The sequence below is a fragment of the Mesorhizobium sp. M0514 genome (assembly GCF_040321145.1).
Classification (GTDB): domain Bacteria; phylum Pseudomonadota; class Alphaproteobacteria; order Rhizobiales; family Rhizobiaceae; genus Mesorhizobium.
Map to the genome: position 1 here is coordinate 1 of NZ_JAMYQZ010000133.1, position 10,454 is coordinate 10,454.

A 10,454-nucleotide genomic window follows, 5' to 3' on the forward strand; every position below is an offset into this window, starting at 1 on the left:
AAGAAAGCGCCTGCCAAGGTGCTCACGCGCGAAGGCGGCTATTCAGACAACAAGAAAGACCCTGGTGGCCCAAGATGAATGGCGTCCATGGAGGGCGTTCAGCGAGACGCAACCGAGATCCGGCGCGACATTAAACGACAGCGATGCTTGAGCCGCGCTCTCTTACGAGCAATCCGAGCAGCGCCCAGCCGCCAGCCGATCGAAGATGTACGCCAAGACCGACAAGCTGGTTCAGCGTTTTGCCAAGGCTGAAGACGCGGGGAAATCCCTCAGCGAAGACATGACCGGGGTGAAGGCGGCCACTGCCGAGGTGACCCGGTGGGGCTCGGTGCCTTGGGCGTCACTGGAATGGCTGCAGCAGCGCTGACGTGTTATTCTTCATATCGCATTATGCTTCTAAGAAACCAACCCCTCCGCCGCTGGTTGACCTATGTTGGCTCGCCCACTCCAGATTGCCCGCCGGCTCACTCTGGCGGGCTTTTTTGCGTGAGTCGGGAACATCCTCGCTCTGAGGCTATTCGGTTACACCCGGCTCGTTCTTCAGCGGTCCCTGCCGGTGACCAAGATGTCCTCTCCACTCATCATGGTCGGCCCGCGCAGCCTCGGACGCAGGCGCGGGCCATCCCGTCACAAGCCCGCGGGTCCTCCGTCAGCGGGCTTTTTGTTTTTCTCTCGACAACGTTCCGACAACCAAAGGTCGCCACGTTGTCGAGGCTTTGAGTGGCGGCCAAAACTTCGCCTAAGAGGTCTGAGGGGTGTAAGACCTTTTGAGAGTCGAGGGCGAATCGGCCCAAAGACTCTGATCCCGCTTTCGCATTTCAAAGACTTATGCGTGTTGCGTTGCGTGGCCGGTGCTTCGTTCTCGTAATGGAAGCACAGCTATATCTAAGTTATCGATTCCTCATGTTGCCGGCTATACGTTTAGTGGCGGTGGCAATGTCGGAGGTAATTATGAGATCCCACAAAACCCTTTTTGCTGCATTCGCGGTGCTCGCGCTCCTGGTGTCGCCGACCCTTGCTGGTGCTGGTGGCAACGGCCATGGCAACGGTAACGGCCATGGCCATGGCAATGGTAACGGTAACGGTAACGGCAATGGCAATACCGGAGGAAACGGTAATGCTGGCGGCAATGGCGGAGGCGGCGGTTCGCTCGGCAAGTCGGCATCCGCCAAGGGCCAGGTCGCCAAGGCCGCTACCGGTTCAGTGTCCAAGGAAAAGAATATCCATGCCAAGCTGGGCCGGTTGAACTCACTGCAGCGCAACGCCAACGCCTTCATGCATTCCAAGAGCAAGAACTTCGCTGGCGTGCAGGCTTTTGTGACACAGTCGGCAATAGCCAAGAACGCTCAATCGGCGCTCGATGCCGCTAATCAGGCGGTTGCCGACGCCAAAGCGGCGCTCGACGCGCTGAATGCGAAAGCGGCTGACCCGAATACCCCGCCCGAAGATGTCCCGACGCAGGCCGACCTCGATGCAGCACAGGCAGCGCTCGATGACGCCACCCAGGCTGCGGCCGATGCTCAGACCGCCGCCACAGCCGCCGCTGCCAACGTCCCATCGATCGATGCAGCCCTTGCCCAAATGGCCAACAAGCCCGTTGACCCTGAGGTCACAGATTGGGCCAATGGCGTACTTGCCGACAAGATCGACCAAGTAGCCGCCAAGCTGGCGCCGGCCACGCCTTAAGGCCTCATGCGGCGGCAGCGATCCAGTCGACGATAACGCCGTCGGGTCCGCCCGGCGGCTGCAACATGGTGAGGTTCGCGCTTTCCTTCTTGTGGTCCCACGGGCCTCTTTGGATTTGAAATTGTCTCAATCGCCCGACGAGCCTGCTGCCCTCGCTGGCGCCAGCCGGACTGCATAACGATTGCGGATGTGGCTCTTAAAATAGACGCCCTTTGCAAAGGCAGCTTTGAACGCCGCAACGGCCTCAGCAGGTACGTCCAAAAACTCGTAATGCTTCCCGCTCGCTACAAACCAAACCGAGAGAACCCTGGTGTTGGGATCGTAATCGAATTTGCGTATCGAACTGGACGGCATGTAGAAGCACCTCGGTAACCCGTCTCGCTCCTAGTTTAATATGACAGGTCGAGCGCGCTACCCTCTTGCCTGAAAACCGGAACGGCCGGTTGCCGAATGGCTAGTTATCCAGAACCAATCTGACTTTCTGGGCGAGAGCTTGGAGGGTAGCGGGTTTCTGCAGGAGTTGAACGTTTGGATCGATGATCCCATTGCGAACTATGGCATCACGTGCGTAACCGGACGTAAAGAGCACCCTCAAGTCAGGCCGCAATTCAACGGCAGCATCCGCAAATTCCCGACCGTTCATTCCGGGCATGACAACATCCGTCAGCAGCAAGGAAACGTCTCCTCGATCCTCAAGAATGCGCAGGCCTTCAACCCCATTCTCAGCAGAAATCACCGAATAGTCGAGATCCTCGAGCATTTGCATTGTCAGTTGTCTTACACTCGCCTCGTCCTCGACGACGAGGATCAATTCCTCTGGCTTGCCATTGGCAACGTCTTGGCTGTTCGCCCGCCGTGCTCCATCGGCGGGACCATTGTGCCTTGGCAACCAGATGCTGATGGTAGTCCCCACCCCCAGTTTTGAATCGATGTTGACATAGCCACCGGACTGCTTGACGAAGCCAAACACCTGACTCAGCCCAAGGCCGGTTCCCTTGCCGACACCTTTGGTGGTAAAAAACGGCTCGAAGGCTCTTTCCAGAACCTCCGCGCTCATACCCGAGCCCGTGTCCCTCACCGCAATAAGGACGTAGGGGCCGGGGGAAATGCCATGATCTGCAGCAACCGACTGGTCGACCAGGAGTGCAGAGGTTTCGATTGTCAGGGTTCCGCCCTCCGGCATGGCATCGCGAGCGTTGACCGCCAGATTTACGAGGACATTTTCGAGTTGGCTGGGATCAGCGAGCACTGCACCGTCACCGGATTGCACGACCGTATTGAGTGTTACGTGCTCGCCCAGCGTCCGGCGCAAAAGCTCCGACATATCCTGCACCATCCGGCCGACGTCGAGGGATTCAGGGGAAAGCGGCTGCTGCCGGGAAAAAGCCAGTAGCCTTTGCGTCAGCATGGCAGCTTTGTGGGCACCCTCGGTCGCGGCTGCGATCAGCTGGTGCACGCCGGGCTCGCCGCGGTCGACGCGCCGCTGGATCAAGTTGAGTCCTGAGATGACAACTCCCAGCATGTTGTTGAAGTCGTGCGCGATACCGCCCGTGAGTTGCCCCACCGCCTCCATTTTCTGGCTTTGGCGCAGCTGATCCTCCAAATTCCTGCGGACGTTGATGTCGCGCCCGGCGGCGTAATATTGGTTGTTTCGCGGCATAAATTGCCAACTGTACCAGATGAACCTGCCATCATTGGCACGCATGCGTAAGTCGAGGTCGCGAACCGCAACCCGGCTATCCGATAGTGAGAGCCGTGTCACAGCCGCAACATCTTCAGGATGAACGAAATCCTCGAAAGTCTTACCCTCGACCTCGCTTTCGTCAAAGCCGAGATGCTCGGTCCAGGCCGGATTCACACTTTGGCACTTGAGGCCGAAATCCATTACGGCGAAAAGATCCTGGCTGACGCGCCAGATCATATCGCGCTCACCGGTTGCGTCAGCTACCCGTTGCTCCAACGTCTCATTCAGGGTCTTCAGCTTCAGTTGTGAGGACAGGCGATCTGTTACATCGCGCAAAAAGGCGGTGGTGAATTGCTTGGCGCCACCTGACCAACGGCTTATCGAAGCTTCGAGATGGCGCGTCGACCCGTTGCGCCGCTTCACGGAAACCTCTCGATGAACTATTTGCTGCCCTGAGCGACTGGCGTCGTGCAATTGCGACCACCGGTCGCCTTCCACGAACAGACGGGCGCTCGGCTGACCGGCAAGCGATGCCTTGTCGATTTCGAAGAGCACCTCGGCCGCCGAATTGGCTCCCTGGATTGCCCCAGTGTCATCCAGGGTAAGAATGGCTTCCGCGGCGCTTTCCATGACCGCATCATAACGGGCATTCTGCCGTTGGCGCAGCACGGCTTCCCGCCGCATCGCCCCCGTCACATCCGAAATCTGAATAAGGCATTCATACGCACCTATCGCCCCGATTGGTCGGATGGAAATGCTATGGATCAGCGGCTGGCCCGCTCGCGTCCGCAACGCAAGCAGGGCTGGGTGGAGTGTAGGGGTCAGCAGGCTGGAGGCCCCGGCTTCCAAAGCCTCGTTTAACGCAACGAGGATTGGGCCGAGCGGCCGGCCGGGAAAAAGCTCCTCCATTGATTTTCCGATCGCCTCGGTCGTCCGTATATTGCTGGCTGCGGCGATCCAGGCATTCCAGGCGGTCACTTGCCTTTGAGAACCGAGCACGATTATACCGCAATCGAGTGCATCTAATATCGGCGTCGAATTATCGTGAGAAGTGTTCAACATGTCACTATTTATCGGTCCCACCGATCCGCTCGATAAACTCGCACAAGAGGCCCTTTAAAACCGCTAGGGAAGGCATGTCCATCAGCATGGCAATGTAGCCCGTGATGTCATTGTCCTTGACGGTGAAGTTTATGTAGAGAAACAGTACGACCTCGCCGGGTAGGGGCGGCGGCGCCAGATTGAAGAAGTCGGTTCCAGTGCCTCGAATGACCTCAGGCAAGGAGACGCGAAGACTACGGCGCAACAGGTTGGCGATGGTGGCCAGGCAACTATTGAGAATGATGTTGCCCGTCTCTGCGAGTGCTTCCTGTTCAAGGTCGATGATGTCTTCCAATGAATGGTCCGGACCGGCTACAGCACGCACAAGTTCGAGACTTCGCTCCTCTGGGAAAATAAGCAGCGCGCGACCAGTGATATCACCTTCGAAAACCTGGTGAACGGCAACCAGACGGTCCATCTCGCGTTCGTCCAAAATATCGATGGCTTGCTGCCTGCCGACGAGGTTGATTCTTGGGACGGACAGGAACACCTGTCGTCCAACCATCTCGCGGAGATTCTTGGCGGCTCGGCTGACGGCGATGTTCACCAGTTCAGTGAGGGCATCCTTCTCGAGTTCTTCCAAGACAAGGTCGGCCGAAGTCATCATTGATCGTCCTGACCAATGGGAGTGTCGGGTTTGCCGAGAAACGCAACCAGATCCGGGCAATTCACTGGCTTGGTCAGGAAGGAAGCGCCCAGCGCCTTTGCACCTTCGACTATCTCGTGCTGCTGATTAGCGGAAATCAGTGCCAATCGCATTGACGGATCCTGGGCACGAAAGTCCGCCGCCAAGGCAAGCCCATCGCGGCCGGGCATATTGTAATCCATCAACACGATATCAGCCGCGAACTCACTCGCCAGTTGAAGCGCCTCATCAGCGTTGCCGGCCTCTTTGCGCACCCATGTCGGATAGTTCTTGGCGAGAATCTTGACCAAGGCCATTCTCGCAAGCTTGCTGTCGTCGACGATCAAAACGTTCATTACGACCTTCATTTCGGCTGGGGTTAGGGATATCGCATAAAATGCAATAATTGTGAACTAGCGGCCATGCACTGCCCGGAAGCCGCGATGAAAATAGCTTTCGAGAAATGGCGAGCCCGCCGGCCCAATGACCCTCACGCGGGCCGCCATCAGGACTTGCAGAACGGCAGCATGGATCTTGGTGCACTTCCGCCAGTCAACTAAGATGTTGCCTGACTCAACCAGCATTGCCAGCAGGGTTTCGCTGTCTTCTAAAGTGCAGTCGCCCTCAAGCCGGATCGGTCCACCGCTTGGGTCGGAAATGACGGTCATTTCACCAAAGCCTCCACATCGAGAACAAGCATGACGCGGCCATCACCCAAAATTGTGACGCCTGCAACGCCTTCTACACCCGCGAGCATCCCCTCGATGGGTCTCATCATTATATCCATTGTCTCCCCGACATCATCGACCTCTATCCCGCACATGTCGTTCCCGACCAGGACGACTACGACTTGGAAATCGTCGGCGATCGTTTCCGACGGCGTTTCGCCAAGCGTCGCCGCAAGACTAACGAGCGGGATGGTATGGCCGCGATGCCCGAACACGCGCGCGGCGCCAACCATCGAGACATCACCGCGCGAAAGTCGACGGGTTTCGATAACTTTCTCAAGCGGAACGCCAAAAACTTGTTTGACTACTTCCACGGTGACCAGGGGCGTCATCAGGATGGAGTAGGGCAGGGTGAATTTTGCGATCGTCCCGCTTCCGGGCTTCGTCTCAATGCCAACCGATCCGCCGAGCGCCTCGATCGCCGATCGCACCGCGTCCATCCCAACCCCACGACCGGAGACCGTGTTGACAGTTGCGGCTGTCGAGAACCCCGGATTGAACAGCAATTCCAACGCATCGTCATCGGAAAGCGAGGCGAACCCGGTCGTCAGGCCGCGTTCTGCCGCAACCCGTCGAACTCTCGCGAAATCCACACCTCGACCATCGTCTTCCACCTCAACGACAATGCTGTCGCCGACTTTCGCTGCACGCAGGCAGATCGTGGCATGCGGTGGCTTCCCCGTCCTGATGCGCTCGTCCGCCGGTTCGACACCATGGTCGATTGCATTGCGAAGAACATGCATAATCGGCTCTCCAAGAGCCTCGACGATGGTCTTGTCTGCTTCGGTGTTCTCCCCTTCTGTCACGAGAACCACTGACTTACCCGTTTCGGTCGCAAGGTCTCGCACCAAGCGCTGAAACCTTTGGAACACCTGTCGCATGGGCAAGACACGGATGCTCAAGACAGAACGCTGCAACTCATCGACCAACCTCTCCAGTCGGGATTGTTGTTCCTCCAACACGGCCGCCAAATCCGCCGATGGAGTTCCACTCCGGGCTAGCGTTGCGGCATGCGTTAGGGCATTCTTGGCAACCGACAGTTCGCCGGCCAAATTCACTAAGGCATCAATGCGTTCGACGCTCACCCGCAGTGATCGGGCAGCATTTGAGTTCGGGATGGCGAGGCGGGAATCCCGGTTCACGGAGAATTCGAGGACTTGGGCCTCGTCTCCCAAAACCCGGTCGATCAGGAGGATGAGTGCTTGTCGTCCCTCTGGATCGTCCGCGTCCGGCACACTACCATCGTAGCGTTCCAGCGTATCCTTGTGCCGGACGCTCCGAGCCAGGATGTTCATCACCACGCGCCGCGCGGCGCCTACTCGGCCGGCCAGACCTGTGGTCGCGACCTGGGAAAGGAGTTGGGACTGCGCTTCGAGCACCAGCCGCGCCATCCGGCTAAGTCCTGCGCGCTGATCGGGGACGGCAGAAGAAAGCTCGCGGATCTCGAGGACGCTCGAAGAGTCCGAGCTTATCGCTTGGGTATAGCGCAACAAAGCGTCCTGCGGAGCAGAGGACAACGCTGTGAAGAGCAGGTTGCACTCGAATGGATCACCTTCCCTCAACGAAGGCCAGACATGAACCTGTTCCACATGAAGAGCTAACAGGCCAGGCAGGCCGGCGACCAACGCAAGGGGATCTTCGCCGCGAAAGAAGCACTGTGGGTCGGGCTGGAACAACAACCCGGTTGAGGCTCGGGCTGCGACATCATGGTTGGCCTTCAAAAGAGATGTCAACCACCCCGCCGCCAACAAGGCGGGCGGGCTCTTCCCCGGAGGTTCTTCCCATAGCGCCGCTTGCAAGCGGCGGACCATCTCATCCGCGGTCGACCCTGCATCCTCCGGGACAGTTCCCTTTACCTCAATGCTATCGAGCCAGCCGGTGACTTGATCCAATGCCCAGAGACAGTTGCCGATATCCGCAGTGCTTAACGTCCTCGCACCGGACCGGCCGGAATCGAGCAGTTCCTCAGCCGCGTGCAGACCCCTCGCCATATCTGGAAAATCGACGATACCGGCCCCGCCCTTGAGGGTGTGAAACGACCGAAAAGCACTGTCCAGCCTAGTGTGATCGCCTGAATCACCTTCGAGCGCCAGAAGATCCAGTGTTGCCTGCTGCACAGACTCGCGGCACTCCACCAGGAACTGCTCAAGAAGTTCAATCATGGGTTGATCCGGCAAGCAAGGCAACGAGCTCCAACAGGTCCTGCCCAGCGACGGGCTTGGCGGCGTAGAAGTTCGCTCCGGCAATTTGGGCAGCCCGCAGGTCATGGAGCCCGGCTTCCGTACTGGTGATGAGCACGGGGGTGGACGCAAACGGTTCGCCTCGTTGCCGAAGCATCCTTAAGAAGCTGAGGCCATCCATGACCGGCATGTTGATGTCCACGATCAGAAGGTCGACGATCTCGAACCCAAGCAGTTGCTCCAAGGCTTCCACCCCGTTCAAAGCCTCGAACACCTCATAGCCCGCTGGCTCCAGCACGCTTCGATAGTACAGGCGCACGAGAGCTGCGTCATCGACCACCAGGACGCGATGGAGCGTAGGTTTGCTCACCGCCCGACCTCTGGTTTCTGATAGACAATACCATCTTCGAACCGACGGATTTCGAACAGCGGAGAGATACGGCTCATCGACTCTGTGTGGCCAAGGCAAATGTAGCCGCCGGGTAAAAGGCTTTCATAGAGGTTGTCTGCAGCAATGCGACGCGAAGCGTCGTCGAAGTAGATGAGGACGTTTCGGCAAAAAATGATATCGAATTGGCCGTGGTGCCTGGTCTCGTTAGATTCTATTAGATTGACACTGGAAAATTGCACCGACTCCCTCAACTCATCGACAAGCCGCCACCGATCGTCGGCTTCTTGGTGAAAGTAGCGGTCGATGACCTGGCCCGGCAAGCGCATCAGTGCGCGCTTGTCATAAAAGCCGCGCTTCGCCGCGGCAAGCGCTTCGGTATCGATATCTGAGCCGCAAATCTCGATGCTGTAGGCGTCGACCAGCGGCCACTTGTCCAAGAGCCACATCGCAATCGAATAGGGTTCTTCCCCAGTCGCGCAAGGTACCGACCACAAACGCAACTGGTCCTTCCCATAGCCGGCTGCGATTCTTTCACGCAGCAAATCCTTCGTGAGACACCGAAATTGATGATCTTCCCGGTTGAAATAAGTCTCATTGACGGTAAAGGCGTTGATGAACTTCTCGATCTCACCCTCGGCATCAATACGAAGTTTTGCGAAATACCTTTCGAAAGAAGGAGAGGCGGTTGCGTTTGCACGATCAGCAATCCGGCGCTCTATGTAATAGCGCTTGGATACCGAATAGACCATGCCGGTGCGTCGATAGAGGAAGTCTCCCAGTCGACGGATCTCTTCGTCCGTGATCTCGATCACTGAGGGGCGTTCCGCGCCCCGATCCGGAGGGCCGCGGTTTTGGCGGCGAAATCCAAAAAGGGATCCGAGGGAAAACGCGCGGCGCACTGGAGCAACAAGGCAACGTGGTCAGGCGCCGCCACCTCCGCCATGACGTCGATCGCGGCACCGCAAACGTTGCCATTGCAATCATTAGCCAGGAGGGGAACCAGCAAATCAATCACCGTTGAAGGCTGCTGCGCGCGAACGAGTTCGCAGGCGAGGATGCGAACGTCGGGCTCCGGGTCACTGAGCAGTCCGGTCAACCGCGGCAGGAGCTGATCTTGCAATGCGCGCAAGGCGTCTAGTGCCCCGGTGCGCAAGCGGGCATCGTCGGATCGTAGGTATTGCAGAGCAACGTCGACGCTTGCCGCATTGGCTGATCGCATAAGGGCTGTAAACAAAGCCTGCAGCACGCCATCAACCGCTTCACTCTGAATCGCGCTGGAGATCACACCGGCGTTGTCAGAGGTGACAATAAACTCGCGAGCCGCCGCTCGCCTTTCCTCACTGTTCCGACTCATCAACGAAGAAAATGCATCCGTGGGCGATGCGTCGCGGATCCCGGCTTGGTTGGGAAGCTCTTTGCGGATCAGAGGCAAGGCACAACCTTCATCAATTGCCGGGCTATCTCGGGTAGCGGCAGAATCCAATCTGCACCACCGCCCTTGACCAATTCCCCGGGCATCCCCCAAACCACTGCGGTTTCTTCCGCTTCAGCGATCGTCGTTCCGCCTCGCTCGTGCAGGAGTTTCATAGCACTGGCGCCGTCATTGCCCATTCCGGTCATGAGAATACCGATAAGGTCGCTGGGAGGTATTTGTTCCATGGCACTTCGAACAAGCCGGTCGGCGCTTGGATGCCAGGGATAGTCGACCTGGGACGGGACATTCATGGCAAATACGACGCCTCCTCGGCGCGATAAAATCATGTCCGCCCCACCCCGCGCAATGTAAGCGACACCAGGCACGACTTCCGTAGGGCGGGTAACCTCCACGATCTCGATGGCGCTCAGGCTGTTCAAACGTTTGGCCAGTGCGCCCGTGAAGGATTCTGGCATGTGCTGAGCAATCAAAATTGGCCAGGAGAACGATGCTGGCAGCGCTCCGACAACAGCCTCCAGTGCTGGCGGCCCTCCTGTCGAAACGCCGATGAGCACCAGCCCATTTACCCCAGTTTTTACGATGGGTTTTTTTGACGCTATTGGGGCGGGATAAGGACTTGTCGGC

Annotated in this window: 13 protein-coding genes; 3 read left to right on the top strand and 10 right to left on the bottom strand. The window is 58.0% G+C overall.

The features are described from left to right. The 3 genes from NKI61_RS30695 to NKI61_RS30705 form a co-directional block, all read left to right on the top strand. A partial coding sequence (locus tag NKI61_RS30695) for a glycosyl hydrolase 108 family protein (protein ID WP_352842113.1) occupies nucleotides 1–78 on the top strand: 78 nt, incomplete at its 5' end. A gap of 127 nt (nucleotides 79–205) precedes the next feature. Continuing rightward, on the top strand, nucleotides 206–367 hold the full coding sequence (locus NKI61_RS30700) for a DUF1515 family protein (protein WP_023807642.1): 162 nt from the start codon (nucleotides 206–208) through the stop codon (nucleotides 365–367). Nucleotides 368–867: 500 nt separating this feature from the next. Beyond that, nucleotides 868–1,686, top strand: coding sequence for a hypothetical protein (locus tag NKI61_RS30705; RefSeq protein WP_352842102.1), 819 nt, complete (start codon nucleotides 868–870; stop codon nucleotides 1,684–1,686). 126 nt (nucleotides 1,687–1,812) lie between these two features. On the opposite strand, the gene NKI61_RS30710 is transcribed toward NKI61_RS30705, so the two are convergent. The 10 genes from NKI61_RS30710 to NKI61_RS30755 form a co-directional block, all read right to left on the bottom strand. After that, the gene (locus NKI61_RS30710) at nucleotides 1,813–2,040 is read right to left on the bottom strand and encodes a KTSC domain-containing protein (protein WP_352842104.1); all 228 of its coding nucleotides are present in this window, start codon (nucleotides 2,038–2,040) and stop codon (nucleotides 1,813–1,815) included. Nucleotides 2,041–2,140: 100 nt separating this feature from the next. Beyond that, a complete protein-coding gene (locus NKI61_RS30715) occupies nucleotides 2,141–4,432 on the bottom strand; it encodes a PAS domain-containing hybrid sensor histidine kinase/response regulator (RefSeq protein ID WP_031208412.1) in 2,292 nt (763 codons plus the stop codon). 4 nt (nucleotides 4,433–4,436) lie between these two features. Further along, a complete protein-coding gene (locus tag NKI61_RS30720) occupies nucleotides 4,437–5,078 on the bottom strand; it encodes a chemotaxis protein CheX (protein WP_023807638.1) in 642 nt (213 codons plus the stop codon). Continuing rightward, a complete protein-coding gene (locus NKI61_RS30725) occupies nucleotides 5,075–5,452 on the bottom strand; it encodes a response regulator transcription factor (protein ID WP_023807637.1) in 378 nt (125 codons plus the stop codon). Before NKI61_RS30725 ends, NKI61_RS30720 begins: the two co-directional genes overlap by 4 nt. 57 nt (nucleotides 5,453–5,509) lie before the next feature. Continuing rightward, nucleotides 5,510–5,764, bottom strand: coding sequence for a hypothetical protein (locus NKI61_RS30730; protein WP_023807636.1), 255 nt, complete (start codon nucleotides 5,762–5,764; stop codon nucleotides 5,510–5,512). Further along, the gene (locus tag NKI61_RS30735; protein ID WP_352842107.1) at nucleotides 5,761–7,986 is read right to left on the bottom strand and encodes a chemotaxis protein CheA; all 2,226 of its coding nucleotides are present in this window, start codon (nucleotides 7,984–7,986) and stop codon (nucleotides 5,761–5,763) included. Before NKI61_RS30735 ends, NKI61_RS30730 begins: the two co-directional genes overlap by 4 nt. Beyond that, nucleotides 7,979–8,374 (bottom strand): response regulator, encoded by a 396-nt coding sequence (locus tag NKI61_RS30740; protein ID WP_023673730.1) that lies wholly within the window; start codon nucleotides 8,372–8,374, stop codon nucleotides 7,979–7,981. Before NKI61_RS30740 ends, NKI61_RS30735 begins: the two co-directional genes overlap by 8 nt. Then, nucleotides 8,371–9,207: a CheR family methyltransferase gene (locus NKI61_RS30745; RefSeq protein WP_023807634.1), complete on the bottom strand. Its 837-nt coding sequence runs from the start codon at nucleotides 9,205–9,207 to the stop codon at nucleotides 8,371–8,373. The genes NKI61_RS30740 and NKI61_RS30745 overlap by 4 nt, the downstream gene beginning before the upstream one ends. Next, nucleotides 9,204–9,827: a HEAT repeat domain-containing protein gene (locus NKI61_RS30750; protein ID WP_352842109.1), complete on the bottom strand. Its 624-nt coding sequence runs from the start codon at nucleotides 9,825–9,827 to the stop codon at nucleotides 9,204–9,206. Before NKI61_RS30750 ends, NKI61_RS30745 begins: the two co-directional genes overlap by 4 nt. Next, nucleotides 9,818–10,454, bottom strand: a 637-nt coding sequence (locus NKI61_RS30755; protein WP_352842111.1) for a CheB methylesterase domain-containing protein, incomplete at its 5' end; no start/stop codon positions are given. The genes NKI61_RS30755 and NKI61_RS30750, both read right to left, overlap by 10 nt.

What these genes read in the sequence shown, in the direction of transcription:
- NKI61_RS30700 (WP_023807642.1), top strand. Translation starts at nt 206, where the DNA reads ATGTACGCCAAGACCGACAAGCTGGTTCAGCGTTTTGCCAAGGCTGAA.
- NKI61_RS30705 (WP_352842102.1), top strand. Translation starts at nt 868, where the DNA reads ATGGAAGCACAGCTATATCTAAGTTATCGATTCCTCATGTTGCCGGCT.
- NKI61_RS30710 (WP_352842104.1), bottom strand. Translation starts at nt 2,040, where the DNA reads ATGCCGTCCAGTTCGATACGCAAATTCGATTACGATCCCAACACCAGG.
- NKI61_RS30715 (WP_031208412.1), bottom strand. Translation starts at nt 4,432, where the DNA reads ATGTTGAACACTTCTCACGATAATTCGACGCCGATATTAGATGCACTC.
- NKI61_RS30720 (WP_023807638.1), bottom strand. Translation starts at nt 5,078, where the DNA reads ATGATGACTTCGGCCGACCTTGTCTTGGAAGAACTCGAGAAGGATGCC.
- NKI61_RS30725 (WP_023807637.1), bottom strand. Translation starts at nt 5,452, where the DNA reads ATGAACGTTTTGATCGTCGACGACAGCAAGCTTGCGAGAATGGCCTTG.
- NKI61_RS30730 (WP_023807636.1), bottom strand. Translation starts at nt 5,764, where the DNA reads ATGACCGTCATTTCCGACCCAAGCGGTGGACCGATCCGGCTTGAGGGC.
- NKI61_RS30735 (WP_352842107.1), bottom strand. Translation starts at nt 7,986, where the DNA reads ATGATTGAACTTCTTGAGCAGTTCCTGGTGGAGTGCCGCGAGTCTGTG.